The 24,885-nt window shown below is 72.6% G+C and carries 25 protein-coding genes; 19 read left to right on the top strand and 6 right to left on the bottom strand.

The genetic code is table 11. From position 1 onward, the window contains the following. The first annotated feature begins 121 nt into the window (after positions 1 to 121). The 5 genes from Q8791_RS12400 (at position 122) to Q8791_RS12380 (ending at position 5,454) form a co-directional block, all read left to right on the top strand. Entirely contained in the window at positions 122 to 1,483 is a 1,362-nt protein-coding gene (locus Q8791_RS12400) for an ABC transporter substrate-binding protein (protein ID WP_330091809.1), read from the top strand. A 65-nt stretch (positions 1,484 to 1,548) separates the two neighbouring features. Further along, the gene (locus Q8791_RS12395; protein ID WP_330091808.1) at positions 1,549 to 2,475 is read left to right on the top strand and encodes a carbohydrate ABC transporter permease; all 927 of its coding nucleotides are present in this window, start codon (positions 1,549 to 1,551) and stop codon (positions 2,473 to 2,475) included. After that, entirely contained in the window at positions 2,472 to 3,353 is an 882-nt protein-coding gene (locus Q8791_RS12390; protein WP_330091807.1) for a carbohydrate ABC transporter permease, read from the top strand. The genes Q8791_RS12395 and Q8791_RS12390 overlap by 4 nt, the downstream gene beginning before the upstream one ends. Beyond that, positions 3,353 to 4,348: a zinc-dependent alcohol dehydrogenase family protein gene (locus Q8791_RS12385; RefSeq protein WP_330091806.1), complete on the top strand. Its 996-nt coding sequence runs from the start codon at positions 3,353 to 3,355 to the stop codon at positions 4,346 to 4,348. The genes Q8791_RS12390 and Q8791_RS12385 overlap by 1 nt, the downstream gene beginning before the upstream one ends. 14 nt (positions 4,349 to 4,362) lie before the next feature. After that, the gene (locus tag Q8791_RS12380) at positions 4,363 to 5,454 is read left to right on the top strand and encodes an ABC transporter ATP-binding protein (protein WP_330091805.1); all 1,092 of its coding nucleotides are present in this window, start codon (positions 4,363 to 4,365) and stop codon (positions 5,452 to 5,454) included. A gap of 136 nt (positions 5,455 to 5,590) precedes the next feature. On the opposite strand, the gene Q8791_RS12375 is transcribed toward Q8791_RS12380, so the two are convergent. The 4 genes from Q8791_RS12375 to Q8791_RS12360 are packed head-to-tail and all read right to left on the bottom strand — an operon-like array spanning position 5,591 to position 9,165. Further along, a complete protein-coding gene (locus tag Q8791_RS12375; RefSeq protein WP_330091804.1) occupies positions 5,591 to 6,106 on the bottom strand; it encodes a flavin reductase family protein in 516 nt (171 codons plus the stop codon). 40 nt (positions 6,107 to 6,146) lie between these two features. Next, a complete protein-coding gene (locus Q8791_RS12370) occupies positions 6,147 to 6,698 on the bottom strand; it encodes an NADPH-dependent FMN reductase (RefSeq protein ID WP_330091803.1) in 552 nt (183 codons plus the stop codon). Between the two features lie 27 nt (positions 6,699 to 6,725). Next, positions 6,726 to 7,889: an LLM class flavin-dependent oxidoreductase gene (locus Q8791_RS12365; protein ID WP_330091802.1), complete on the bottom strand. Its 1,164-nt coding sequence runs from the start codon at positions 7,887 to 7,889 to the stop codon at positions 6,726 to 6,728. 25 nt (positions 7,890 to 7,914) lie between these two features. Further along, the gene (locus Q8791_RS12360; RefSeq protein WP_330091801.1) at positions 7,915 to 9,165 is read right to left on the bottom strand and encodes an SfnB family sulfur acquisition oxidoreductase; all 1,251 of its coding nucleotides are present in this window, start codon (positions 9,163 to 9,165) and stop codon (positions 7,915 to 7,917) included. A 763-nt stretch (positions 9,166 to 9,928) separates the two neighbouring features. Here Q8791_RS12360 and Q8791_RS12355 point away from each other — a divergent pair. The 4 genes from Q8791_RS12355 (at position 9,929) to Q8791_RS12340 (ending at position 12,571) form a co-directional block, all read left to right on the top strand. Next, the gene (locus Q8791_RS12355; RefSeq protein WP_330091800.1) at positions 9,929 to 10,483 is read left to right on the top strand and encodes a cysteine dioxygenase; all 555 of its coding nucleotides are present in this window, start codon (positions 9,929 to 9,931) and stop codon (positions 10,481 to 10,483) included. Next, positions 10,480 to 10,902, top strand: a complete 423-nt coding sequence (locus Q8791_RS12350) for a rhodanese-like domain-containing protein (protein ID WP_330091799.1) — start codon at positions 10,480 to 10,482, stop codon at positions 10,900 to 10,902. Before Q8791_RS12355 ends, Q8791_RS12350 begins: the two co-directional genes overlap by 4 nt. Before the next feature lie 197 nt (positions 10,903 to 11,099). Further along, positions 11,100 to 11,261 (top strand): hypothetical protein, encoded by a 162-nt coding sequence (locus Q8791_RS12345; RefSeq protein ID WP_330091798.1) that lies wholly within the window; start codon positions 11,100 to 11,102, stop codon positions 11,259 to 11,261. Beyond that, positions 11,261 to 12,571, top strand: coding sequence for a YeiH family protein (locus Q8791_RS12340; protein WP_330091797.1), 1,311 nt, complete (start codon positions 11,261 to 11,263; stop codon positions 12,569 to 12,571). Before Q8791_RS12345 ends, Q8791_RS12340 begins: the two co-directional genes overlap by 1 nt. Positions 12,572 to 12,827: 256 nt before the next feature. On the opposite strand, the gene Q8791_RS12335 is transcribed toward Q8791_RS12340, so the two are convergent. After that, complete coding sequence (locus Q8791_RS12335; RefSeq protein WP_330091796.1) at positions 12,828 to 13,430, bottom strand: winged helix-turn-helix domain-containing protein; 603 nt, start codon at positions 13,428 to 13,430, stop codon at positions 12,828 to 12,830. Between the two features lie 237 nt (positions 13,431 to 13,667). On the opposite strand from Q8791_RS12335, the gene Q8791_RS12330 reads away from it, so the two are divergent. The 6 genes from Q8791_RS12330 (at position 13,668) to Q8791_RS12305 (ending at position 19,780) form a co-directional block, all read left to right on the top strand. Beyond that, positions 13,668 to 14,555 carry a MetQ/NlpA family ABC transporter substrate-binding protein gene (locus Q8791_RS12330; RefSeq protein ID WP_330091795.1) on the top strand — a complete coding sequence of 296 codons (888 nt, stop codon included), beginning with the start codon at positions 13,668 to 13,670 and terminating at the stop codon, positions 14,553 to 14,555. Positions 14,556 to 14,877: 322 nt separating this feature from the next. After that, positions 14,878 to 15,936: an ABC transporter substrate-binding protein gene (locus Q8791_RS12325; RefSeq protein WP_330091794.1), complete on the top strand. Its 1,059-nt coding sequence runs from the start codon at positions 14,878 to 14,880 to the stop codon at positions 15,934 to 15,936. 344 nt (positions 15,937 to 16,280) lie between these two features. Further along, positions 16,281 to 17,336, top strand: a complete 1,056-nt coding sequence (locus Q8791_RS12320) for an ABC transporter substrate-binding protein (protein ID WP_330091793.1) — start codon at positions 16,281 to 16,283, stop codon at positions 17,334 to 17,336. Between the two features lie 6 nt (positions 17,337 to 17,342). Continuing rightward, the gene (locus Q8791_RS12315; protein WP_330091792.1) at positions 17,343 to 18,113 is read left to right on the top strand and encodes an ABC transporter ATP-binding protein; all 771 of its coding nucleotides are present in this window, start codon (positions 17,343 to 17,345) and stop codon (positions 18,111 to 18,113) included. Next, positions 18,106 to 18,987, top strand: coding sequence for an ABC transporter permease (locus Q8791_RS12310; RefSeq protein WP_330091791.1), 882 nt, complete (start codon positions 18,106 to 18,108; stop codon positions 18,985 to 18,987). The genes Q8791_RS12315 and Q8791_RS12310 overlap by 8 nt, the downstream gene beginning before the upstream one ends. A gap of 421 nt (positions 18,988 to 19,408) precedes the next feature. Continuing rightward, on the top strand, positions 19,409 to 19,780 hold the full coding sequence (locus Q8791_RS12305; protein WP_330091790.1) for a hypothetical protein: 372 nt from the start codon (positions 19,409 to 19,411) through the stop codon (positions 19,778 to 19,780). Between the two features lie 80 nt (positions 19,781 to 19,860). Here the strand turns inward: Q8791_RS12305 and Q8791_RS12300 are convergent, their stop codons facing one another. Next, the gene (locus Q8791_RS12300) at positions 19,861 to 20,667 is read right to left on the bottom strand and encodes a TSUP family transporter (protein ID WP_330091789.1); all 807 of its coding nucleotides are present in this window, start codon (positions 20,665 to 20,667) and stop codon (positions 19,861 to 19,863) included. 257 nt (positions 20,668 to 20,924) lie between these two features. On the opposite strand from Q8791_RS12300, the gene Q8791_RS12295 reads away from it, so the two are divergent. The 4 genes from Q8791_RS12295 to Q8791_RS12280 all read left to right on the top strand — a co-directional run bounded on the left by Q8791_RS12295 (position 20,925) and on the right by Q8791_RS12280 (position 24,664). Further along, entirely contained in the window at positions 20,925 to 21,680 is a 756-nt protein-coding gene (locus Q8791_RS12295) for an IclR family transcriptional regulator (RefSeq protein WP_330091788.1), read from the top strand. Positions 21,681 to 21,916: 236 nt separating this feature from the next. Beyond that, on the top strand, positions 21,917 to 22,921 hold the full coding sequence (locus tag Q8791_RS12290; RefSeq protein WP_330091787.1) for an NrtA/SsuA/CpmA family ABC transporter substrate-binding protein: 1,005 nt from the start codon (positions 21,917 to 21,919) through the stop codon (positions 22,919 to 22,921). Between the two features lie 35 nt (positions 22,922 to 22,956). Then, positions 22,957 to 23,853, top strand: coding sequence for an ABC transporter permease (locus Q8791_RS12285; protein WP_330091786.1), 897 nt, complete (start codon positions 22,957 to 22,959; stop codon positions 23,851 to 23,853). Positions 23,854 to 23,947: 94 nt separating this feature from the next. Further along, entirely contained in the window at positions 23,948 to 24,664 is a 717-nt protein-coding gene (locus Q8791_RS12280) for an ABC transporter ATP-binding protein (protein ID WP_330091902.1), read from the top strand. Positions 24,665 to 24,885 lie beyond the last annotated feature (221 nt).

Raw genomic sequence — 24,885 nt, 5'->3', positions numbered from 1 at the left:
CTTAAATGAGCTCCGCGCTGCTCATATGCTCTCGTCTCCGCTCATATGAGCAACGCTGTGACAGTCGGCCGCGTTCACGCGACACGGAGCCCGGCCCCCGGGCCGCCCCAGGAGGAAGAACATGCTCATACGCACGACGCGGCGCGGACTCCCGGTCGTGGCCGCCGCCACCGGCCTGGCGCTCCTCGCCACCGCCTGCGCCGGAGCGGGAGGGGGCGGCTCCGACGGGGAACGGGTCGTCACCGTCGCCACGGTGGCCAACCCGCAGATGGACGACATCCAGGCCCTCGCGGACGAGTTCAACGCGTCGAACCCCGGCATCACCGTCGAGTTCGTGGTCCTGCCCGAGAACCAGCTCCGCGACCGCGTCACCCAGGACATCGCCACCCAGAGCGGCCAGTACGACGTGGTCACCGTCGGCACCTACGAGGTGCCCATCTGGGCGGAGAACGGCTGGATCATCAGCCTCGACGAGTACGGCTCCGACCCCGACTACGACATCGACGACATCATCCCCACCGTGCGCTCCGCCCTCTCCTACGAGGACCAGATGTACGGGGCGCCCTTCTACGGCGAGTCCTCGCTCCTGATGTACCGCGAGGACCTGTTCGAGGAGGCGGGCCTGGAGATGCCCGAGGCCCCGACCTGGGAGGAGGTCGCCGGGTTCGCGGAGGAACTGGACGACCCCGACGGCGGCGTCTCCGGGATCTGCCTGCGCGGGGTCCCCGGCTGGGGGGAACTCCTCGCCCCCCTCAACACGGTGATCCTCACCCACGGCGGCCAGTGGTACGACGAGGACTGGAACGCGCACCTGGACTCGCCCGAGGTCGAGGAGGCCGTCCGGACCTACGTCGACCTGGTGAGCGAGTACGGGCAGCCCGGCGCGCCCAACGCCGGGTTCACCGAGTGCCTCACCACCATGGCCCAGGGCGACGCCGCCATGTTCTACGACTCCACCGTCGCCGCGGGCAACCTGGAGGACCCCGACTCCAGCAGCGTCGTCGGCGACATCGGCTACGCCCCCGCCCCGGTCTCCCGGACCGAGCACGCGGGCTGGCTGTGGGCGTGGGCGCTGTCCATCCCCACGACCTCCACCGACCCCGAGGCCGCCTGGGAGTTCGTCTCCTGGGCCACATCCCGCGAGTACCACCGGCTGGTCGGTGAGCGGCTCGGCTGGGAGCGCGTGCCCCCGGGCGCCCGCGTCTCGACCTACGACATCCCCGAGTACCAGGAGGCAGCCGAGGCCTTCGCCGGCCCCACCTACGACGCCATCGACAACGTGGACGTGGAGCAGCCCGGCATGCACCCGCAGCCGTGGACCGGCGTCCAGTACGTCGCCATCCCCGAGTTCCAGGACCTGGGCACCCGGGTCTCCCAGGAGATCTCCGCCGCCATCGCCGGACAGCAGTCCGTCGAGGAGGCGCTGCGCAAGTCCCAGGCGTACGCGGAGGAGACCGCCCTGTCCGGCGGCTACCGCGACTGAACCGGGGCCGGGCCGTTCCCGGCCGCGCCGACCCGCCACCGCCACGACACCTTCGAGGGAAGCCCATGACCGCTCAGACCACGCCGGACACGGCGCGGCGCGGGCCCACCACGCGCGAACCCACCCGGGGGGAGCGCTGGATACGCCGGACCCCGCTGCTGCCGGGCCTGCTGTTCGTCATCGCGATGACGCAGATCCCGTTCCTGTTCACGGTGTACTACAGCTTCCAGGACAGCAACCTGCTGCGCCCGGACTCCGGCTCCTTCGCCGGGATCTCCAACTACGGCCGGGTCCTGGGAGACCCGCTCTTCCGCAACGCCGTCGCCAACACGGTCGTCCTGACCGTCGGCGCCGTCGTCCTCTCGCTGGCCCTCGGGCTGGCCCTCGCGGTCCTCCTCGACCGGGCCTTCCTCGGTCGCGGGATCGTCCGCACCCTGCTGATCACACCGTTCCTGGTCATGCCGGTCGCCGCGGCCCTGCTGTGGAAGACCTCCATGTACCACCCGGTCTACGGGCTGCTCAACTGGGCGCTGTCGCCGTTCGGGGTCGGCGCGGACTGGGTCAACGACTTCCCGCTGCTGTCCATCGTCATGGTGCTCACCTGGCAGTGGACGCCGTTCATGATGCTCATCATGCTCGCGGGCCTCCAGAGCCAGTCGCCCGAGGTGCTGGAGGCGGCACGCGTCGACGGGGCCAGGCCGTTCGCCGTCTTCCGCCGCATCACCTTCCCGCACCTGCGCCGCTTCGTGGAGCTGGCGCTGCTGCTCGGCACGATCTACATCGTCCAGACCTTCGACGCGATCTACATGATCACCCAGGGAGGTCCCGGCCAGACCAGCACCAACCTGCCCTACTTCATCTACCTCCAGGCCTTCCGCGCCTTCGACGTGGGCGAGGCCGCGGCCGCCGGGGTCATCGTGGTCGCCGCGACCCTGGTCGTCGCCATGTTCGCCCTGCGCGTGGTCTCCAGCCTCTTCGAGGAGGAGTCGTGACAAGCGTGACCGAGGCACCGGCCGCCGTGGCCGGGCCCGCCCCCGGCCCCGCCCCGCGGCGGCGCCGACGCCGCCCGTTCCGCCCGGCCGCGGGCCTGCTCGCCTGGGCCGTGGGACTGCTGTTCTTCTTCCCGGTCCTGTGGATGTTCCTGACCGGGTTCAAGCAGGAGTCCCAGGCCTCCACCGACCCGCCGACCCTCTTCTTCCAGCCCACCCTGGACCAGTACGCCGCCGTGCTCGGGCGCGACTTCGTCCCCTACCTGCTCAACTCGCTCCAGGCGTCGGTCCTGTCCACGATCCTGGCCATCGTCCTGGGCCTGCCCGCCGCCTACGCGCTCTCGCTCGTGCGCATCCCGAAGTGGCGGGACTCGCTGTTCTTCTTCCTGTCCACCAAGCTGCTGCCGCCGGTGGCGATGATCCTGCCGCTCTACGTCATCGCCCAGAACCTCGGCGCCCTGGACGACGCCCGCACCCTCACCCTCGTGTACACGGCCATGAACATGCCGATCGCCGTGTGGATGATCCGCTCGTTCCTGGTCGAGCTGCCCAAAGAGGTGCTGGAGGCCGCCCGGATGGACGGCGCCCGCCGGTTCACCGAGATGCGACGCGTCATCCTGCCGATGATCGCGCCGGGGCTGGCCGCGACCGCCCTGATCTGCTTCATCTTCGCCTGGAACGAATTCTTCTTCGCCGTCAACCTGACCGCCACCCGAGCCGCCACCGTGCCCGTCTTCCTCGTCGGCTTCATCAGCGGCGAGGGCCTGTTCTGGGCCCGACTGTCCGCCGCCTCCACCATGGCGGCCCTGCCCGTGATCATCGCCGGATGGACCGCCCAGCGCTGGCTGGTCCGAGGCCTCTCCCTAGGAGCCGTGAAGTAATGCGTGCACTCGTCGTCAGCGAACCCGGCCACTTCTCCGTGGAGCGGGTGGACGATCCCGCCCCCGGCCCCCGCGAGGTGGTCGTCGCCCCCTCCGCCGTCGGGGTCTGCGGCACCGACCTGCACATCATCGACGGGGAGTTCGCTCCCACGCCCTACCCGGTCGTCCCCGGCCACGAGTTCGCCGGGACGGTCGTCGCGCTCGGCTCGGAGGTCACCGGCCTGTCCGTGGACGACCGCGTGGCCGTCGACCCCTCCCTGTTCTGCGGCGCGTGCTCCAAGTGCGTCATCGGCCGGGGGAACCTGTGCGAGAGCTGGAACGCCATCGGCGTCACCGGCCCCGGGGCCTGCGCGGAACTCGCCCTCGCCCCCGCCTCGTCCTGCCACCCGATCCCCGACCACATGCCCTTCTCCCACGGGGCGCTCATCGAACCCCTCTCCTGCGCCGTGCACGGCTTCGACCTGCTCCCGGGCCGGGTGGGGGAGCACTACCTCGTGTACGGGGCCGGCACCATGGGGCTCCTGATGGCCCAGCTCGCACGGTCCGCCGGAGCGGCCAGCGTGTCCGTGGTGGACCCGAACAAGGACCGGCTGGCGGTGGCCGCCGCCCTGGCCGCCGACGCCGTGGCCGCCGGCCCCGACGAACTCGACCGGCGCGACTGGGAGGTCGTCATCGACTGCACCGGCGTCGTCGCGGCCATCGAGGACGGACTGACCCGGGTCGCCCGGGGCGGCACCTTCCAGGTGTTCGGGGTGGCCCCGGCCGAGGCCAGCGCCTCCTTCTCGCCGTTCCGCGTCTACAACGACGAGATCACCGTCGTCGGCAGCATGGCCGTCCTGCACAGCTACGGGCGGGCCGTCGGCCTCATGGCCAAGGGTGTGGTGGACGCGGACACCATGGTCACCGACACCTTCGCCCTCGCCGACTTCGGCGACGCCATCGACGCGTTCCGCGCCGGGCGGGGCCGCAAGCTCCAGATCAACCCGCAGCTGTAGAGGAGGGATCCGCCGTGGCATCGGTCGGTTTCGAGAAGGCCACCCACTTCTACCCGGGCTCGGAGGCGCCCGCCGTCGACGAGCTGAGCCTGGAGGTGGAGGACGGGGAGTTCCTGGTCCTCGTCGGCCCCTCGGGGTGCGGCAAGTCCACCTCCCTGCGGATGCTCGCCGGGCTGGAGGAGGTGGACTCGGGGACCATCCGCATCGGGGGCGACGACGTCACCGACAGCAGCCCGCTGGAGCGCGACATCGCGATGGTCTTCCAGTCGTACGCGCTCTACCCGCACATGTCGGTGGCGCAGAACATGGCGTTCGCCCTGGAGATGGCGAAGGTCGCCAAACCGGAGCGCGAGCGCAGGGTCCTGGAGGCCGCCCGGCTCCTGGACCTGGAACCCCTGCTGGACCGCAAGCCCAAGGCGCTCTCCGGGGGCCAGCGCCAGCGCGTGGCGATGGGGCGCGCGATCGTGCGCGAGCCCCGGGTGTTCCTGATGGACGAGCCGCTGTCCAACCTGGACGCCCAGCTGCGCGTGTCCACCCGCACGCAGATCGCCGCGCTCCAGAAGAGGCTCGGCGTGACCACCGTCTACGTCACCCACGACCAGGTCGAGGCGATGACCATGGGCGACCGGGTGGCGGTGCTCAAGGACGGTGTGCTCCAGCAGTGCGACAGCCCCATGCGGCTGTACGAGCGCCCCGCCAACGCCTTCGTCGCCGGTTTCATCGGCTCCCCGGCGATGAACCTGAGGGAGTTCCCCCTGGCGGGGGAGGGGGTCCGGGTCGGCGACGCCGACGTGCCGCTCACCCCCGACCAGCGGCGGAGGCTCGCCGCCGAGGGTGCGTCCTCCGCACTGCTGGGCTTCCGTCCCGAGGCGGTCGACCTGGTGGGTGAGGACGAGGGGTTCGCCATGGAGGTGGGCCTGGTCGAGCACCTGGGCGCCGACTGCTACCTGTACGGAGGCCTCCCCGGGCACCCGGGCGACGCCGACCTGGTGGTGCGGGTGGCGCCGCACCTGGCCCCGGCGGCCGGACGGATCGTGCGCCTGGGCGTGCGCCCCGGACGGGTGCACGTGTTCTCGCCGCGGACGGGGGAGCGCCTGGACGACTGACCGGCCCGCCGCCGTCCGGACCCCCGGACGGCGGCGGGACCCCGCCCTCCCGCCCGCGGAGGGCGGCGTCCCCCGGCAGGCGAGGAGGGCGCCCCGGAACCGGGGCGCCCTCGGCGCGCTGTGGTGCGGAGCGGCCTCAGCCCAGCGGGGAGACCCCGCCGAACGCGCCCTGGTGGTAGACGAGCGGCGGGCGCGGGTCCTCCAGCACCAGGGTGTGCGTCACCTCCCCGACCACCAGCCAGTGGTCGCCGATCAGCCGGGTGTCAAACCGGGAGCAGATCAGGTGCGCCGCGGCCCCGTCCAGGAGCGGGACCTGCGACGGACCCCGGCTCCACGCCGTCGGCGGGGCGAACCGGTCGCTCCCCCTGCTCGCGAACCGGGCCGCGAGGTCGGACTGCTCCTCCGTCAGGAGCTGCACCCCGAACTCCCCCGCCCTGCGCAGCGTCGGCCAGGTGGTCGAGGACTCCGCGATGTAGAAGGACACCAGCGGCGGGTCGAGGCTGACACTGGTGAACGAGGTGGCGGTCAGGCCCACGGGCCGGCCCTCCACACTGGCGGTGATGATGACGACCCCGGCCGGGTGGTTGCGCAGCGTCGCGCGGAACCTGTCGGCCTCCGCCGGAGGGCTGGTTGCGGGCTCGGCGATACTCAACGGACTCTCCCTTGTGGTGGGTGAAGAGAGGGGGGAGGACTCAGGCGGTGGTCGATCCGGTGCGCACCGCCGCGCTCAGCACGGGGGCCGCGCCCTCGGCCCACGGGGCGAGCACCTCGTCCAGCTGCGGGGTGTCGTCCACCTCGCCGCCGGTGGGGATCGCGTCCTGGAGCAGAGCGAGCCCGCCCGTGGGCACGGTCGCGCCCAGTTCGAGCAGCAGCGGGCGCAGGTGCACGTCCACGGCCAGGGTGTGCGCGGGAGACCCCATCACCAGCACCGGGACGGCCGTCACCCCCGCCAGGCCGCCGGAGGGCAGCAGGTCCAGGAACACCTTCAGCAGGCCGGTGTAGGTCGCCTTGTACGTGGGGCTCGCCACGACCAGCAGGTCGGTGGCGCGCACCCTCTCCAGGGCGCCCTCCACGTCCAGCGGAGGACCGGGGGTGAGCAGCAGGTGCTGGATCTCCGACAGGTCGAGCAGTTCGGCCCGACCGGGCTGGCCGGCGGCGCGCGCGGCGTGGCGGGCCACGGCCAGGCCGGCGGTGGCGGTACGGGAGTTCGGCCGGGGATTGCCGACGAGGACGGTGATGGTCATGGTGGGCTCCAGGGCGTGACGGTCGGGTCAGGACGTGGCCGGGGCTGCCACGGCGAAGGGGACGTGGGAGGCGCCGGCCTCCTCGGGGCCGTCGGGGTGCTCCCACAGCCCGCGCTCCCGCAGCAGCGGCAGAACCCCCTCCCCGAACCAGTAGGCCTCCTCCAGGTGGGGGTATCCGGACAGGACGAACTCGGTGACGCCCGCCCGGTGGTACTCCTCGATCAGGTCGGCCACCTGGGCGTGGCTGCCCACCAGGGCGGTGCCCGCCCCGCCCCGGGCCAGGCCGACGCCCGCCCACAGGTTGGGGTGGATCTCCAGGTCGGCCGCGCTGCCGCCGTGCAGTTCGAGCATCCGCCGCTGGCCCTCGGACTCGCTCTTGGCCAGGTGGTGCTGCACCTCGCCCACGGTGTCCGGGGCCAGGCCGTCGAGCAGCCGCTGCGCCTGCGCCCACGCCTCCTCGGCGGTGTCCCGGCTGATCACGTGCAGCCTGACACCGTAGTCGAGCGTGCGTCCGCGCTTGGCGGCCAGCGCGCTGACCCGGTCGATCTTGTCGGCGACCGCGCCGGGCGGCTCGCCCCACGTCAGGTACACCTGCACGCGGCGCGACGCCACGTCGAGCGCGGCGGGGGAGGACCCGCCGAAGTAGACCGGCGGCAGCGGGTCGGGCGCCTTCGCGAGCCGGGCCCCCTCCACGGTCACGTGCCGCCCCTGGAAGTCCACGGTCTCCCCCCGCCAGAGGCGCTCGACCACCTGGAGGAACTCGTCGGTCCGGGCGTACCGCGCGTCCTTGTCGAGGAAGTCGCCGTGCTGCCTCTGCTCGGCGGACTCGCCGCCGGTCACCACGTTCAGCAGCAGGCGCCCGTTGCTGAGCCGCTGGTACGTCCCGGCCATCTGCGCCGCCAGGGTGGGCGAGAGGAGCCCGGGGCGGAACGCCACCAGGAACTTGAGCCGCCTCGTGCTCCCGACCAGCATCGCCGTGGTCAGCCAGGCGTCCTCGCACCATGCGCCGGTGGGCGTGAGGACGCCCTCGAACCCCAGCCGCTCGGCCGCCTGGGCGATCTGGCCCAGGTAGTCCAGGGTCGGTTCGCGGGTCCGCCAGGCGGAGGCCACGACGTCCGCGCCGTGGCCTCCGCCGACGATGCCGCGGCTGTCCCCCTGCGTGGGCAGGAACCAGTGGAAGGTCAGGGGCATTGAGGGACGCTCCTCCGTTGTCGGGTCAGATCTGTCCGTGCCGCGGTGGGCGGCGACGGTTGAGGGAGTACTCCCCGACGTGCTGGACCTTCCAGCGCACCGGGTCGTGCACGGTGTGGGTACGGGTGTCGCGCCAGTGGCGGTGCAGGTTCTCGCTGTCGGCTGCGGCCCGCGTGCCCGCCACCTCGAACAGGGCGGAGGAGATCTCGACGGCGGCCCGGCCGCCGACGACCTTGGCCGCTGCCACGGCGATCGACGCCTCGGCGGTGGCGTCCTCCGCGCCGGGGGCGCCCTCGGACAGGACGGCGTCGGCGGCGTCCACCCGGTCGGCGGCGGAGGCCAGCAGGGCCTCCGCGGCCCGCACCTGGACCTCCAGCTCGCCGAACCGGTGGACGAGCAGCGGGTCCTCGGCGGCGGTGTCGACGCCGCTCTCGAACCAGGGGCGGCTCTTGGCGCGCACGAAGTCGGCCGCCTCGGTCAGCGCGCCGCGCGCCGCACCGACGTCGATGGCGGCGTGGAGCAGCTGCGCGAACGCGCCGTAGGTGGTGGGCGCCTCGAACGTCAGGTACTGGGGCAGGACCAGGGAGTCGGGCACGGCGACGTCGGCCAGGTGCACCGTGCCGCTGGCGGTGGTGCGCTGTCCCATGCCGGCCCAGTCGTCCTCGACGCGTACGCCGGGGGCGTCGGCGGGCACGAAGGCGAGGTGGGGGCGCGGGCCGTCCGGTGTCTCCGCGGGGGCGACCACGGCGATCCAGTCGGCGAGGAGCGACCCCGTGGCGTAGTACTTGCTGCCGTTGATCCGCCATCCGTCGCCGCCGCGCTCCAGGCGGGTGGCGTGGGTGTGGGCGGTCCTGCCGGACCGCTCGGCCTGGGCGTTGGAGACCAGGGATCCCGCGAGGACGTCGCCGAACACCCGGACGCGCGCCGAGTCGCCTCCGCGCAGGCGGAGCGCGTTGAGGAACGCGAAGTGCGGCTGCGTGACCTGCGCCAGGCTCAGGTCGGCTGTACCGAGCAGGCGCAGGACCTCGGCGACGGTTCCCGCGCCCGTCTCGGGTCCGCCGAGGGCGCGCGGCACGGTGACGCCGAGCAGGCCCGACAGGGCCAGCTCGCGGAGCTGCTCCCGGGGCAGACAGCGTTCGCGGTCGCGTGCGGAGGCGCCTTCCGCGAACCGGGGGACCAGGGCACGGGCGATCCGCACGGCCTCCGCGCCGGAGGCGATGACCGCCGCCTCACGGTCTGACGCGCCGAGGGTGGGACCGGTGATGGTCTCGGACATGGGGAACCTCCTGCTGGGACGCACGCCGACGTGTGCCGTAAATACCTACCGGAATTATGGGGAATCAAAGCACAGGGCGGTGTGCGGCGGGCGTCAGTCCCGTGTCCTCGGCGTTGTGTTCGACAGCCCGCGCGCGGCGGGGGAGGGGCTTCGGTCCGACCGCGTCCGTCCGCGCGTCGTGCCGGGCTCCCGTGCCGCCGGGGTGCGCGGCGGTTCTGGTCGGGTCTCGGGCATCGGGTCGGCCTCCCGTCCGATCGCGCTGGACGCGGCGTGGATGGCGTTCCGGGCCGAGAGTCGGGCGGCTCCGCGCATGGCAGCCCCCTCGGCCCGGAACGCCGGGACCGGCCTCGCGTTCGTCCGTCCGGCGGGGTGGCCCGGGCGGCGCGGGTTCGGCGGGTCCTGGCCGGCGGCTCCGCGATTCCGTCGGCCTCGTTCATCAGCCTGAACCCGTAACCCCATTTTGTCAACCGATAAAGTAGGGAATCTTCCGCGCCGCGTGTTCGGCGGTGGACTCCGGGTGTCGGTGTGCAGGTCGGGGCGCGTGTCGCGCGCGACGCCGCCGTGCTGGTGCGGGTGTGACACGTGCGGCGGGAGGCATCTACCAACTAAACCTGTAGGGAATATGGTTTACTGCGGTCATGGCAGTCAGAACACCGTCACACCTGCGGCCACGGCAGCGGCACCTGACCTTCGACGAGCACTGTTAGCGGTCACCGGACCCCTGCAGACGCCGACCGCCCACGACACCGAGAGCAAGAAGGCCATGACCGACACCGCCGCCGCACCCGCCGTCGCGCCGACACCGCTCACCCTGGACCGCCTGTCCGAGCTGACCGCCACGGTCGCCGAGGAGGTCCGCCAGGGGCTCCACGAGATCCACTTCGACGCCGAGAACCGCTGGTCCGTCCGGTTGCGCGCCGACGACTACACCGACGTCTGGCTCATCTCCTGGACCCCCGACCAGTCCACGCGCCTCCACGACCACGCCGGTTCGCTGGGGGCGCTCACGGTCGTCGCCGGAGAGCTGGTCGAGCGCTACTGGGACGCCGGGCTGCGCGAACGCACCCTCGCCGACGGCGAGGGCGGACGGTTCCCGCTCGGCCACGTGCACGACGTCGTCAACACCGCCGCCGAACCCGCCGTCAGCGTGCACGCCTACTCGCCCCCGCTGACCGCCATGCACTACTACGAGGTCAGCGACGACAACGCGCTGCGCCGCACCGGCAGCATCCTGACCAGCGACCCCGAGCCCGATGTCCCCACCCTGGACGCGGTGCCGTCCCTGAGGGCGGACGCCGTGCAGGAGGTGCGGCGGTGAGCGCGATCGAAAGGCTCCTCGACGGCAAGCGCACCCGCCTCGAGCGGCTGTCCCCGACCGAGGCGCTGCACGCCCAGGAGGAGGGGGCGCTCCTGGTGGACACCCGCCCCGTCGTCAACCGCGAGGCCGAGGGGGAGATCCCCGGTGCGCTGGTGATCGACCGCAACGTCCTGGAGTGGCGGCTGGACCCCAGCAGCCCCGACCGGGTTCCCGAGGCGGACTCCACGGACCGGCACATCGTGCTGTTCTGCAACGAGGGGTACGCCTCCAGTCTGGCCGCCGTCCAGCTCCAGGAACTGGGACTGACGCGGGCCACCGACATGGCCGGCGGCTTCCGCGCCTGGCGTGCCCGGGGGCTGCCCACCACCGAGCCCGCGCTCCACGGCGAGCCCGGCCCGGAGCCCGCGCACCGGGACTGAGTCCCGGCGCCGCGCCGGCGCCGAGGTCCGGCTCCGGGACGCGTACCACCTCCCGGATCCGGGCCTGGCGCCTCGCACGGCCATTAACTATACCTAAACAGTAGGTTTTGTGTGAATTGTCGCGATCGTACTCGCGACCGCACCCCCGTCCCCTCCCCCCGAGGGCGCCGTCCGGCGCCCGGAGATCGAGAAGAACCATGAGCGAGACACCCTCCACACCCGCGCCACCGCCGGCGTCCCCCGCGTCGCCCCCCGAAGCCCGGTGGAGCCTCAGCGAGGACTGGGCGGCCACCGTCACCGGACTCGTCCTGCTGGTCCTGGCCCTGGTCGGCGTCATCCCGGCGGGGCTGATCCCCTGATGAGCACAGACACCCCCACCCCCGAGGACGGCACGCCCCGGGCCGACGAGGCCCCGCGGCCCGACGCCGCCACGACCACCGGCACCGCGGACGACGCACCGGCCCGCCCCGACGACGCCGCCGGAACCGCGGCCGGCGGCCACGGAGCGGATGGTCAGGGAGCGGATGGTCAGGGAGCGGATGGTCAGGGAGCGGACGGTCGGGAGCACGCCGCCGGCCCGCGCGGCCCGGGCGCCCCGCTCCGGTTCGCGGCCGGCCTCGTCGTGGTCCTCGGCCTGGCCGCGACCACGCGCTTCCTGGAGTCCTGGGTCCCCGGTGTCGCCGAGGGCTCACCGCTGGGCGGCTTCGCCGAGGCCGTCGAGTACCCCGTCTACGCGATCCTGCTCGGCCTGCTGGGCAACCTGGCGCTCTCCCTCGCAGGAGTGCGCGACAGGCTCGCCCCCGCGTTCAAGACCGAGTTCTTCATCAAGACCGGCCTGGTCCTGCTCGGCTCCACGGTCCTGTTCGACGTCATCGTCCGGGCCGCCGGGCCCGCCGTCCTCCAGGCCCTGTTCCTGGTCACGTCGGTGTTCCTGTTCACCTGGTGGATCGGCGGCAAGCTCGGCCTGGACGACCGGCTGCGGGCGCTGCTCGCCTCGTCGGTGTCCATCTGCGGCGTCAGCGCCGCGATCGCCGCTGCCGGAGCCGTGCAGGCGCGCAAGGAACAGCTCGCCTACACCGCCAGCCTGGTCATCCTGTTCGCCGTCCCCTCGATCTTCCTCCTGCCGTGGCTGGTCGGGGTGTTCGGGTTGAGCACCGCCCAGGCCGGCGCGTGGATCGGCGGCAACATCGACACCACGGCGGCGGTCGCCGCCTCCGGGGCGATCGTCGGCGAGGAGGCGCTCCAGATCGCCTCCATCGTCAAGTCCACCCAGAACGTGCTCATGGGCGTCGTGGCGGTGCTGCTGACCGCCTACTTCGCCTTCAAGATCGCTCCCGCCGAGGGCGCCGGCGCCGTGGAGCGCCCCGGCCTGCGCACCCTGTGGGACCGGTTCCCCAAGTTCGTGCTGGGGTTCCTGGCCGCCTCGGTCATCGCGACCCTGTGGGCCAACGGCCCGTCCGCCGACCCGGACGCGGGCCTGGCCACGGCCAGGGCCCTGCGCGACTGGTTCCTGATCGCGGCGTTCACCAGCATCGGCCTGGAGTTCAAGCTGAGCTCCCTGCGCGAGGCAGGCTGGCGGCCGATCGGCGTCTTCGCCCTGGCCACGGTGTTCAACCTGGTGGTCGGTCTGCTGCTCGCGGTGCTGCTCTTCCGCGACTTCGCCTTCTAGGGGTTCTCCCGCAGGGCCCGCTCCGCCGGAGCGGAGGGAGAAGGAGAGAGCGGCGCGGTGCCTCCCGGGCGGGGGCGCCGCGCCCTGCCGTGTGTGCGGGGAGGAGAGCGGTGCCGGAGCGGGGCTCGGAGTCGCGTCCCGGGGGCAGTGCCCGCCGCCCTCCGGAGGGGGCGTCCTCGTCGCGGGGCTCGGCGGGGGCGCCGACGCGGGGACGTGAGCCGGTGCGGGCCGCCGAGGCGGAGGCGGCCCGCACCGGTCACTCCCCGTGCGGCGACGTCGGGGGACCCTGGTAGATGTAGCCGACCTTGCGCACGGTCGCGATGAGGTCCCCCGCGCGGCCGAGCTTGCGGCGGAGCCGGTGGATGTGCACGTCGATGGTGCGCGAGTGCAGGTCCTGGTGCGTTCCCCAGACGCGTTCCATCAGCTCCCCCCGGGCGATCGCGCGGCCGGGGGAGTCGGCGAGGCACTCCAGGAGCTCGTACTCCTGGTAGGTGAGCTCGACCTCCCGTCCGCCCGACCAGACCCGGCGGGCGTCGCGGTCGATGAGCAGTGCGCCGCCCGTCGTGGGGAGCGGCCGGGCCCGGCAGTGCGGCTCGTCCACCACCACTCCGTAGACCAGCATGTACTTGCCGCTCTCGGGCAGGGGGAGCACCCCGAGGAGCGAGTGGTCGGAGTCGGTGTCGCCGGGGGAGGTCTGGGCGGGGACGCGGAGGGAGCCGGCGGCCCCGGTGACGTCGAGCGGTCCGTCCTCCGGCCGGGGTACGGCGGGCAGGGAGGGTTCGCCGCGCAACGGGGCCGCGCTCCGCAGGGGCACGGTACGGGTGTCGACGCCGGGGAGTGAGCTGTGTGCGCTGAGCATGACTCCATCATGCGCCGAATTCCCGTTAATTTCTACCGGAGTAGTCGGTAATATGGTTCGTGTGGCTCACGCCACGCGTCGAGCGGGGCGAATCGGATTTTTCCTACCAATACGGTGGGATAGGGTCTGGTCAGGTTGGCGGCACCCCACAGGGGCCGCGATCCTCCCGGTCCGGCGGCGTTCGTGTCGACGCCGGGGCCCCCTGATCCTCCACCCCATGATCCCCAAGGAGTGCACATGCGCACGACCTCAGCCGTCCTCGGCGCCGCCGCCGTCACCCTGGCGCTCTCCGCCTGCGGTGCCCCCAGCGAGCAGGCCGCCGAGTCCGAGAACGAGGGCGGGGGCGGAGAGGTTCTGACCGTGGGGGTCAGCCCGGTGCCGCACGGCGACATCCTCGCCTTCATCGACGAGAACCTCGCCGAGGAAGCCGGCCTGAACCTGGACATCGTCGAGATCTCCGACTACAACACCCCCAACGCGGCCCTGGTCGAGGGTGAGCTGGACGCCAACTACTTCCAGCACCGCTCGTTCCTCGCCGAGTGGAGCGAGAACGGCCCGGACGCCGAGCTCGCCTACGTCACCGACGTCCACATCGAGCGCCTCGGCCTCTACTCCGAGGGCGTCGAGAGCGTCGACGACCTGCCCGACGGCGCCGAGATCGCGGTCCCCAACGACCCCGCCAACCTCGCCCGCGCGCTCGGTGTCCTGGAGGCCGAGGGCCTGATCACCGTCGACCCCGAGGCCGGCGGGTCCGCCACCGAGAACGACATCACCGACAACCCCCGGGACATCACCGTCACGCCGCTCGAGGCCGCGCAGCTGCCGCGCTCGATCTCCGACGTGGACGCGGCGATCGTCAACGGCAACTACGCCATCGAGGCCAACCTGCCCGAGGAGTCCAACGTCCTCGCCTGGGAGCCGGAGGGCGAGGACTACGTCGAGGCCTACGCCAACGGCCTGGTCGCCCTGGAGGAGAACGCCGACGACGAGCGCGTGCAGCTCCTCGCGGAGCTGCTCCACGACGAGCGCGTCCTGGAGTTCGTCCGCGAGTCGTGGCAGGGCGTCGTCCTGGCGGTCGACGGTGACGGCAACATCGTCGAGACCGGCGCTGCCGACGAGGAGTAGCGGTCGGGCGGTCGGCAACGGCCGTCGCGAGACCTTCCCGGACCCCCTGTGAGGGCGGTGGAGCCTTTCGGCTCCACCGCCCTTCGCCGTGTCCGGGCCCCGCCGCCGGCCTGCCGGGCCCTGTGCGTCCGCCACTACGGGCCCGTCCCTCACTCCCCGGGGTGTGGCGTCCACCCCTCGTGGCCAGGGCTTCCCCCTCGCCTTCCCCGAGGCTCCCAATGTGATCTGCATCACTATCGGCGAACTTCCACAAAACCTACTCATTTAGTAGAGTTTGTCCCGACCGGCCCGAACTCCCCCGACCCCCGAATGAGGACCCGAGATGAGCATGCGCACGTCTGTGCTTCCGACCGCCGCCGTAGTCATGGCACTGGGGCTGGTCGCCACCGGGTGCGGGAGCGCGGGGGGCGATGGCGGTGAGGGCGGTGGCTCCGACACCCTCACCCTGGGCTACTTCCCCAACATCACCCACGTTCCGGCGCTGGTCGGAGTGGAGAACGGGACCTTCGCCGACGCCCTCGGCGACGTCGAGCTGCAGACCCAGACCTTCAACGCCGGCCCCGACGCCATCAACGCCCTGTTCGCGGGCGAGGTCGACGCGACCTTCATCGGCCCCAACCCCGCCATCAACGGGTGGGCGCAGTCCGACGGCACCGCTCTGCACATCATCGCCGGGTCCACCTCGCGGGGTGCCGGGCTCGTGGTCCAGCCCGGTATCGACAGCGTCGAGGACCTGCCCGGCACCACCATCTCCACGCCGCAGCTGGGCAACACCCAGGACGTGGCGCTGCGCTGGTTCGCCCAGGAGCAGGGCTGGGACGTCGACACCGAGGGCGGCGGCGAAGTCTCGATCCTGCCCCAGGACAACGCCGAGATCATCGACACCTTCGTGCTCGGCGAGATCGACGGGGCCTGGGTGCCCGAGCCGCACCTGAGCCGCCTGATCAACGAGGCGGACGGCGAACTGCTCGTGGACGAGACCGACCTGTGGCCGGACACCGGCGGCGAGTTCGTCACCACGCACCTCATCGTCAGCGCCGAGTTCCTGGAGTCCGACCCCGAGGCGGTCGAGAACCTGCTGCGCGGCCACATCGAGACCGTCGACTGGATCAACGAGAACTCCGAGGACGCCCAGGCCGCGGCCATCAGCCACCTGGAGTCCCTGACCGGCGGCGGGCTCGACCCGGAGGTGGTCGCCTCCGCCTTCGAGAACGTCACCTTCACGGTCGACCCGATCGCCCCCTCGCTCCAGGGGGGCGCCGAGCACGCCGAGGCCGTCGGCCTCCTCGACCCGGTGGACCTGGGCGGCATCTACGCGCTGGACCCGCTCAACGGGCTCCTCGCGGAGGAGGGGCGCGACGAGGTCGCCGGACTCGGCTGACCCGCGGTCGGTGCGGCGGCGGCCGGCAGCCCCCGGCCGCCGCCGCGCGCGGCTTCCGCGCCGACGCGCCCGGATCACGGAGAGTGATCTGGATCACATTACGTGGGTGTCGCAGGTCGCGGGGGCGTACCGCGGGAACGCGGTGGGTGACCGGCGGCGCGGACAGTGCCCCAAGGGCTGGGCTGACCTGCTCGTTCTCGAGGGGTGGGATCACCCCGGGTCATGGCCTGGGGTGTCTGGGCTGGTCATTCGGGAGGAGGCGGGCGATATGCCTGCTTCCACAAAACCTACTTATTAAGTAGAGTTTTGCTCGTCCTCCGACGCAGCACGAAAAGGACCTCCCGATGCGCGTGCCTTCCGTACCCCTGAGAACCGCCCTGGCGACCCTGGCCCTCGGCCTGGCCGCCACCGGGTGCGGGGCGGCCGGCGACGGGGAGTCCGAAGGGTCCTCGCTGACCATCGGCTACTTCCCGAACCTGACCCACGCCCCCGCGCTCGTGGGAGTCCAGAACGGGATCCTCACCGACGCCCTCGGCGAGGACGTCGCCTTCGACACCCGCACCTTCAACAGCGGCCCGGACGCCGTCAACGCCCTGTTCGCCGGCGAGGTCGACGCCGCCTACCTCGGCCCCAGTCCCGCCGTCAACGGGTGGGCGCAGTCCGAGGGCGAGGCCCTGCACATCGTCGCCGGAACCGCCACCCAGGGGACCGGGCTCGTCGTGCGCGAGGGCATCGACACCGTCGAGGACCTGCGCGGCACCACCCTCGCCACCCCGCAGCTGGGCGGCACCCAGGACGTGGCGCTGCGCTGGCTCGCCGAGGAGCAGGGCTGGGACGTCGACACCGCCGGAGGCGGCGACCTGTCGATCGTCCCCCAGGCCAACCCCGACACCGTCGACGCCTTCGCGCTCGGCGAGATCGACGGCGCCTGGCTGCCCGAGCCCCACCTGAGCCGGGTCCTCGCCGAGGACGACGCCCACCTGCTCATCGACGAGGCCGACCTCTGGCCCGAGACCGACGGCCAGTTCGTCACCACCCACCTCGTGGTCGGCTCCGAGTTCCTCGAAGGGAACCCCGGTGTGGTCGAGGACCTGCTGCGCGGTCACATCGCCTCCGTCGACCTGCTCAACGAGGACCCCGAGCAGGCCCGGCGCGCCGCGGTGGACCACCTGGAGTCCCTCACCGGTGCGCGGCTCGACCCCGACACCACCGCGACGGCCTTCGACAACGTGACCTTCACGGTCGACCCCGTCGCCCCCTCACTGCTCGCCGGAGCCGACAGAGCCGAGGCCGTCGGCCTGCTCGAACCCGTCGACCTGACCGGAATCTACGCCCTCGACCTGCTCAACGGACTCCTCGCCGAGGCCGGCCGCGAGCAGGTCACCGGGTTGGAAGGGTAGAGGCCCATGACCACAGTCACCGAGACACCCGCGCGCACCGCCGCCGTGGAGATCGAGGACATCTCCAAGGTCTTCGGCCACGGCAAGGGCGCCGTGACCGCCATCGACGGAATGTCCATCACCGTCGGCACAGGAGAGTTCCTGGCCATCGTGGGAGCGTCCGGCTGCGGGAAGAGCACCCTGCTCTCCCTCGTCGCCGGACTCGAACAGCCCACGACGGGGAGCGTGGACGCGGGCGGCCACAAGGTCGCGATGATGTTCCAGGAGTCCGCGCTGTTCCCCTGGCTGACCGTGGGCGCCAACATCGAGGTGCCCATGAAGGTCAACAAGGTGCCCAGGGCCGAGCGCCGGCGGCGCGTCGCCGAGCTCCTCGACCTGGTGCGGCTCACCGGTTTCGACCGCAAGCGCCCCCACGAGCTGTCCGGCGGCATGCGCCAGCGCGTCGCCCTGGCCCGCGCCCTCGCCCAGGACGCCGACGTGCTGCTCATGGACGAGCCGTTCGGCGCCCTGGACGCCATGACCCGCGACATCCTCCACGACGAGCTGGAGCGGATCTGGCGGGAGAAGGAGCTGACCATCCTCTTCGTCACCCACAACGTGCGCGAGGCGGTGCGCCTGGGCGACCGGGTCGTGCTGCTCTCCAGCCGCCCCGGCAGGGTGATCGACGACTTCCCGGTGAAGGGCGAACGCCCCCGCCGGATCGACTCGGTGCAGATCGCCGAGCAGGCCGCCACCATCACCGACCGACTCCGTGAGGAGGTCTCGCGCCATGCCTGACACCGACGTGCGGGACGACCAGCGCCGCGTCCGGGGGCTCGACGCCCTCGAACTCCAGCCCAAACGCGGCACGGGGGAGCGCACCGCGGCCGAGACCGCGGGGAGGATCTGGGCCGCGACCTGGCCCAAACTGGCCGCGGTGGTCCTGGTGCTGCTGGCCTGGCAGGCGGTCGTGTGGTCCGGGTGGCGGACCGAGTTCGTCTTCCCCGGCCCGGACAAGGTCCTGCCGACCCTGTTCCGTGAGGTGACGACCCCCGAGTTCTGGGAGGCCGTCCAGGTCACCATGCGGCGGGCCCTGACCGGCTTCGCCCTGGCCCTGGTCGTGGGCGTGATCATCGGCATCGCGGTCTCGCAGTTCAAGCCGCTGCGGGTGGCGATCGGCTCGCTGATCACCGGACTCCAGACGATGCCGTCCATCGTGTGGTTCCCGTTCGCGATGCTCCTGTACGGCATCAGCGAGTCGGCGATCATGTTCGTGATCGTCCTGGGCGCCGCCCCCTCCATCGCGGGCGGACTGACCTCGGGCATCGACTACGTGTCCCCGTCGCTGCTGCGTGCAGGCCAGGTGATGGGCCTGCGGGGTGTCCAGCGGTACTCGCTGCTGATCATCCCGGCGGCCCTGCCGATGTTCGTCACCGGTCTCAAGCAGGGGTGGGCCTTCGCCTGGCGCTCGCTCATGGCCGGCGAGCTGCTGGTGATCATCAACCAGCAGAACTCCATCGGGTGGGCGCTCAGCCAGGCGCGCCAGCTCAACGACGCCGAGCGGCTGCTCAGCTACATCATCATCGTGCTGGTCGTCGGCATCGTCATCGACGTGTTCTTCAACTGGGCGGACCGGGCGCTGCGCCGCCGCTGGGGCATCACCGCGTCCTGACCGGTACGGGCCGTTCGGAGCAGACGGGGGAGGACGCGCACCCGCGCGTCCTCCCCCGACGTGTGCGCGGCCGGAGCGGGCCGCGCGGGCTCCGGTGCGGACCGGTGGCCGCCCGGCCCGCCCACCGGGACGGGGGCGGTCCCCCGCACGGGCGGACCGGTGGCCGGGGGCGGGGGTGTCGAGACCTCCCGTGGGACGGCGGCGGGGTGCGTCTTCGAGGCCGGCCCCGGTTGCGTCGTTCGGTCCGGTGCGTGTCGCACACCCAACGAAAGCCAACTAAAAACACAAGAAGCCAACAGCAAAGCCACACAAACCTGGCTTTTGACTGTCGGTGTGTGGTTGACTTCGTCGTGCCACATCCTCCGGCACGCGCCGGTCCCCGTTCGGCCGGTCAGTACCCCCTACGGTCTTGGAGACGCACATGTCCGTTTCACGCAGAGGCAAGGCCCTGGCCTCGTCGTTGGTCGTCGGCCTCTTCCTCACCTTCGGCCTCGCGATCGCCACCGCCTCCCCGGCCGCTGCCGCGGGAACCTTCCGACTCTGCAACGTCGGCTCCGGCTACACCGCCACCGCGCACTTCCCCGCCCGCGGCGGCTTCTCGACCTACGTCGTCGGCTCCGGCCAGTGCACCAGCGTGAGCACCAACGGCGGCGAGAGCATCAACGTGCGGATCAGGAACAGCGGTGGGGCCAACAAGATGACGCCCAACTACTACATCCCGAGCGGCAGGAGCATGGACTTCTCCACGGGAGGCACCTTCGCCGCCCCGCAGTTCCACGCGCAGGTCTACTGAGGCACCGCGTACTCGCAGGGCCGGGTCGCGTGTCGCGACCCGGCCCTGCTCCGTCCGACCGCGGGTGGTCTCCGGCGCGCTCAGTGCAGAACGCCCACCAGGTAGACCACGCCGGTGACCGTGATGAGCGCGCCGAGCAGGAAGCGCAGCGGCTGTTCGCCCAGGTGCCGTGAGAGCCGGATGCCGACCAGGGATCCCAGGGCGCCCCCCGCCCCCAGCGCCAGGCCGACACTCCAGTCCGGGGCGGCCGGGGCCGCGCCGAAGCCGATCCGGTCGAAGAGCGCGTAGGCGGTCAGGCCCACCACGGACGTGGTCAGGGTGGTGGTCAGGGCGACCACGGCTGCCCGCGCGGTCAACCACCCGGCCGCGCCGATCAGCAGCGGCGACAGCAGGGAACCGCCGCCGATGCCGACCGCGGCGCCGAACAGCGCCGCGCCGCCCGCCGCGAGCGCGAGCAGGGAGCGGCCGTCGCGGGGCCGGGTCCCGCCCCGGGTGTCCGGGGGCGGGGGAGCGGCCGCGCGGGCACGGCGGACCACGAGCAGGCGCGCCCCCATGCCGAGCATCAGCACGGCGAGCAGTGCGCGGAAGTGCGCCGGATCGGACAGCCAGGTGACGCGCACGGCCGCGCCCGCGACCGCGCAGGGCACCGCCGCCACCGCTGCCACGAGCATCTCCGTGCCGTGGCCGCGCGCCGTCCGCACCAGGCGGCTCAGCCCCAGTGGTGTGGCGACCACGTTGTAGAGCAGGTTGGTGGCGCTGACCGCCGGGCCGTGCATCCCCAGGGCGCTGATCTGGACCGGAAGGAGGAGGACGGCCCCCGAGATCCCGACGGGGGCGGTCACGGCAGCGACGGCGAATCCGGCCAGGACGGCGACGAGTAGCTCCATGCGCGTAAATCTACTAAACAAGTGGGTTTTTAGGAGATTCGGATTCCCTGTGGAGAGGGGCCGGACGGCAGCATCGGCCGCCGTCCGTCCTGGCGGGGCGCACGACGCGGGGCCGACTCCGCCCCTGGCGCGGCGCTCGGGGGAGAGCGGGCCGGCGCCCGGCCGCGCCGGAGGTTTGGTAGCTTGCATCCATCCCCGCGCCATCCGCCCGTACCGGGCCGGTCCGGCCGATGGGCTGATCCGGACGAAGGGACACGATGGCGGAGGACTCCCGACCCCCCGGCTCCCAGGCGGTGGTCCGGGCCCTGCGGGTCCTGCACTGCTTCCGCGACCACGGTCCCGAGCTCGGCGCCACCGACCTCGGGCGCCTCCTGGACCTGCGCACCAGCACCGCCCACCGGCTCGCCCGCACCCTGGTGGCCGAGGGCTTCCTGGAGCAGGACGGCGCCACCTCCCGCTACCGGCTGGGCGCCGCCGTGGCCGAACTCGGACAGGCGCTCTACCGCCATCGCGGCCTGTACCGGGTCGAGCCGCTGATGGAGAGCCTGGCCGAGGCCACCGGCACCTCGCCCGGCCTGGCCATCCGCAGCGGCGAGCGCGCGGTGGTCGTCGCGGGCGAGGCGGTGGACCCCGAGGCGGGGATCGGCGTGTACATCCCGCTGCACGCCTCGGCGATGGGCAAGGTGCTCATGGCCTGGGATCCCGGCTTCGACACGTCCGGGCTCGGGGAGCTGGCCGCGCTCACCGAGAACACGATCACCGACCCCGCCCGGCTGGCCGAGGTCCTCGTCCGGGTCCGCGCCGACGGCTACGCCACCAACGACCGCGAGATCACCCCCTACAAGCGCACGGTGGCGGTGCCCCTGGTGGACGAGCTCGGACAGGTGCGCATGGCCCTGGCGCTGCGCGCCGACGCCGGGTCGCTCCCGCCGGAGCGCTTCGCGGAGCTGGCGGAGGTGGCCAAGGAGTTCGCGCCGGCCTTCCAGCGCCTGCTGCTGCGGCCCTCCGTGTAGGAGCCGCCGCGTCGGGGGGTCTCCGCTCCCGTCTACGCGGAGCATGCCCAGGGAGGCCCGAACCCCCGTCCGTCCAGGTGGGGTGGTGTGCGGTGCGCCACGGGCCTATTGGCTATAAAACCTACTGGAAAGATTGACATTGCCACATAGTGGCAAATACTGTTCGAGGTGTTCGCTCACCCCACCCCCGGGACACCGCCGAGCGCGGTCTCCCGCACCCAGAAGGCGACCGCCCGATGCACTCCCTCCTCCGTACCGCAGTCCTCCCCCTGGCCGCCGTGTTCGCCCTCACCTCCTGCGGTACCGGCCAGGACGGTGCCGACGGCGACGACGGTGGAGCGGTCCTGCGCCTCATCGACCCCGGCAACGCCGGCCCCCTCGCCTACGCCAAGCACGAGGGCATCTTCGAGGAACGCCTCGCCGAGGTCGGCGCCACCATCGAGTGGGGCGGCTCCTACGCCTCGTTCACCGCCGCCAGCGAGGCCCTGCGCACCGGCGACATCAACATCCAGCAGGGCGCGCTCTCGCCCGCCGTCGGAGCCCTGGCCACCAGTGAGGACCTGCGCATCTTCAACGTCTCCGACCCGGTGGACGCCCCGGCGCCGCTCGCCGACGGCCTGGTCGTGCCCGCCGACAGCGACGTCCGGAGCCTGGACGACCTCCGGGGCGGACGCGTCGCCGTCAACCAGGCGGGCAAGGGCGAGTACCTGCTCCTGCGCGCGCTCGACGCCGAGGGCATCGACGCCGACGAGGTCGAGCGCGTGTACCTCAACCCGCAGGAGGGAGCCTCCGCGTTCGCCTCCGGGGAACTCGACGCCTGGTGGGCGATCGTGGACGCCTACCCCGAGGCGGTCGCGAACGGCGCGCAGACCATCGTCACCAGCCGCGATGTCGACGAGTCCGACCTGGGCATGTTCGCCGCCCGCGTCGAACTCCTGGAGGAGCACCCCGAGGCGGTCGAGGTCTTCCACGAGGTCTACAACGAGCTCATCGCCCGGGGCCGCGAGGAACCGGAGCTGTTCCAGAACGTCTTCCTGGACCAGGGACCCACCGCCCTCTCCGGGCAGCGCCTCGACGACGCGATCGAGACGACCCGGGCCGCGACCGACTCCCGCTACCCGCAGGAGGACGACCTCGCCGCCATCGAGGTCGTCGGCGGAGTCTTCCACGACCACGGCGTGCTCGCGGAGGCCGTCGACGCCCGGGACGTCGTCTTCGACCTGCCCGGCGCCCTCGGCTGACCCACCACGCGAGCCCGACCAGAGCGGAGGACAGCATGAGCGTGTCACCCCCTTCCACCGAACGGCCCGACGGAGCCCCCGCGGGCCGCCCCGGACCCGCGATCCCCCTCGACCCCGCGGCCCCGGCCGGGCTGGTCAGCCCCGCCCGTCCGGGGGTGCGACGGCGCCCTCCCGGTCTCTCCCTGCTCGTGCGGCTGAGCGTGCCCGCCGCCGTCCTCGTCCTGTGGTGGTGGGGGGCGGCCTCCGGGTTCGTTGACCCCGCGATCCTGTCCACGCCGCCCGACGTCCTCAACGCGCTGCGCGAGCTCGTCGCCACCGGCCAGCTCGTCGACTTCCTGGCCGCCTCCTTCACCCGCGCGGCCCTGGGCGTGGCCGTCGGCGTCACGGCCGGGCTCGTGCTCGGTGTGGCCGCGGGGCTGTCCGCCCTGGGCGAGGAACTGGTCGACCCGTCCATGCAGATCGTGCGGGCCGTGCCCTTCCTCGCCCTGGTCCCGCTGTTCATCTCCTGGTTCGGGGTGGACGAGACCTTCAAGGTCGTACTGATCGCGGTCTCCGCCGTCGCCCCCATGTACGCCTACACCTACCTGGGCGTGCGAGGGGTCGACCGCAAACTCGTGGAGGCCGCCCGGGACTTCGGGCTGCGCGGCCCCCGCCTCGTGGCCGGGGTGATCATCCCGACCGCCCTGCCCAGCATCCTCATGGCCCTGCGCATCTGCATGAGCGTGAGCCTCACCGGCCTGATCGCGGCGGAGCAGATCGGCACCACCGCGGGCATCGGCTACCTGGTCACCCTCGCCCAGCAGTACTTCCGCACCGACTACATGGTGCTGTGCATCCTGCTCTACGCCGTCATCGGCATCCTCATCGACCTGGTCATCCGCCTGGCCGAACGGCTGCTCATGCCCTGGCGCGGCCAGGTCACCGCCCGCTGACCCCGGAGGAACCGCCTTGACCACCCACGCACCCGCACCCGGGGCCCCCGCGAAGCCCGCCCCCGCCCCAGCCCCCGCGCACCGACCCGCCACCGTGGACCCGGCCGCCGCGACGGCGGTCCGCGTCCGCGGCCTGAGCCGCGCGTTCGGCGCCAAGACCGTCCTCGACGGCCTCGACCTGGACATCCGGCGCGGCGAGTTCCTGGTCCTGCTCGGCCCCAGCGGGACCGGCAAGACCACCCTGCTGCGCATCCTGTCCGGCCTGGAGGCGCCCGACGCCGGGGAGGTCCTCGTCCCGCCCCGCCGCACCACCGTCTTCCAGGAGCCCCGGCTCATCCCGGCACGACGGGTGCTGTCCAACGTCACCCTCGGCCGGCGGCGCGGTCCCGCCACCCGCGAGGCCGCCCTCCGCGCCCTGGCCGAGGTCGGCCTCGCCGACAAGGCGCGCGCCTGGCCCGCCACCCTCTCCGGGGGCGAGGCCCAGCGCACCGCCCTGGCCCGCGCTCTGGTCCGGGAGCCCGAACTCCTGCTCCTCGACGAACCCTTCGCCGCCCTGGACGCCCTGACCCGCCTCCGGATGCAGGACCTGGTCGCGGAGCTGTGCGCCCGCCACCGGCCCGCCGTCCTGCTCGTCACCCACGACGTGGACGAGGCGGTCCGGCTCGCAGACCGGGTCATCGTCCTCCACAGCGGCCGGATCGCCCTGGACCGCAGGGTCGGGACCGACCACCCCCGCCACCGGGACGACCCGGCCGTGCTCGCGCTGCGCCGGGACCTGCTCACCGAGCTCGGCGTCGACACCGCCCACTGACGCCGACCCGTAGGGGCCCCGGACGTCCCGGCCTCCTGGCCCACCGGACATGCAGGACTGTTCGGACGCTCCGAACGGCCCGAGGACCACGCACCGTCACCCCTCGGGGTGCGTCCGGGCGACCCGGCGGCGGTCGGACGCCCGCCGCCCGGGGTTCCGCGACGCCCTGACCACACCCCCGGGGACCGGCCCCGCACCCCGCCCACTCCCACCACCCTCGG

This window comes from Nocardiopsis codii (assembly GCF_036327455.1).
Classification (GTDB): Bacteria; Actinomycetota; Actinomycetes; order Streptosporangiales; family Streptosporangiaceae; genus Nocardiopsis; species Nocardiopsis codii.
This window is presented reverse-complemented; position numbering and strand designations above follow the sequence as displayed.

Excerpts from the sequence above, each read along its gene's own strand:
- Q8791_RS12400 (WP_330091809.1), top strand. The coding sequence starts at position 122 with ATGCTCATACGCACGACGCGGCGCGGACTCCCGGTCGTGGCCGCCGCC.
- Q8791_RS12395 (WP_330091808.1), top strand. The coding sequence starts at position 1,549 with ATGACCGCTCAGACCACGCCGGACACGGCGCGGCGCGGGCCCACCACG.
- Q8791_RS12385 (WP_330091806.1), top strand. The coding sequence starts at position 3,353 with ATGCGTGCACTCGTCGTCAGCGAACCCGGCCACTTCTCCGTGGAGCGG.
- Q8791_RS12370 (WP_330091803.1), bottom strand. The coding sequence starts at position 6,698 with ATGACCATCACCGTCCTCGTCGGCAATCCCCGGCCGAACTCCCGTACC.
- Q8791_RS12365 (WP_330091802.1), bottom strand. The coding sequence starts at position 7,889 with ATGCCCCTGACCTTCCACTGGTTCCTGCCCACGCAGGGGGACAGCCGC.
- Q8791_RS12360 (WP_330091801.1), bottom strand. The coding sequence starts at position 9,165 with ATGTCCGAGACCATCACCGGTCCCACCCTCGGCGCGTCAGACCGTGAG.
- Q8791_RS12355 (WP_330091800.1), top strand. The coding sequence starts at position 9,929 with ATGACCGACACCGCCGCCGCACCCGCCGTCGCGCCGACACCGCTCACC.
- Q8791_RS12345 (WP_330091798.1), top strand. The coding sequence starts at position 11,100 with ATGAGCGAGACACCCTCCACACCCGCGCCACCGCCGGCGTCCCCCGCG.
- Q8791_RS12340 (WP_330091797.1), top strand. The coding sequence starts at position 11,261 with ATGAGCACAGACACCCCCACCCCCGAGGACGGCACGCCCCGGGCCGAC.
- Q8791_RS12335 (WP_330091796.1), bottom strand. The coding sequence starts at position 13,430 with ATGCTCAGCGCACACAGCTCACTCCCCGGCGTCGACACCCGTACCGTG.
- Q8791_RS12330 (WP_330091795.1), top strand. The coding sequence starts at position 13,668 with ATGCGCACGACCTCAGCCGTCCTCGGCGCCGCCGCCGTCACCCTGGCG.
- Q8791_RS12325 (WP_330091794.1), top strand. The coding sequence starts at position 14,878 with ATGAGCATGCGCACGTCTGTGCTTCCGACCGCCGCCGTAGTCATGGCA.
- Q8791_RS12320 (WP_330091793.1), top strand. The coding sequence starts at position 16,281 with ATGCGCGTGCCTTCCGTACCCCTGAGAACCGCCCTGGCGACCCTGGCC.
- Q8791_RS12315 (WP_330091792.1), top strand. The coding sequence starts at position 17,343 with ATGACCACAGTCACCGAGACACCCGCGCGCACCGCCGCCGTGGAGATC.
- Q8791_RS12310 (WP_330091791.1), top strand. The coding sequence starts at position 18,106 with ATGCCTGACACCGACGTGCGGGACGACCAGCGCCGCGTCCGGGGGCTC.
- Q8791_RS12305 (WP_330091790.1), top strand. The coding sequence starts at position 19,409 with ATGTCCGTTTCACGCAGAGGCAAGGCCCTGGCCTCGTCGTTGGTCGTC.
- Q8791_RS12300 (WP_330091789.1), bottom strand. The coding sequence starts at position 20,667 with ATGGAGCTACTCGTCGCCGTCCTGGCCGGATTCGCCGTCGCTGCCGTG.
- Q8791_RS12295 (WP_330091788.1), top strand. The coding sequence starts at position 20,925 with ATGGCGGAGGACTCCCGACCCCCCGGCTCCCAGGCGGTGGTCCGGGCC.
- Q8791_RS12290 (WP_330091787.1), top strand. The coding sequence starts at position 21,917 with ATGCACTCCCTCCTCCGTACCGCAGTCCTCCCCCTGGCCGCCGTGTTC.
- Q8791_RS12285 (WP_330091786.1), top strand. The coding sequence starts at position 22,957 with ATGAGCGTGTCACCCCCTTCCACCGAACGGCCCGACGGAGCCCCCGCG.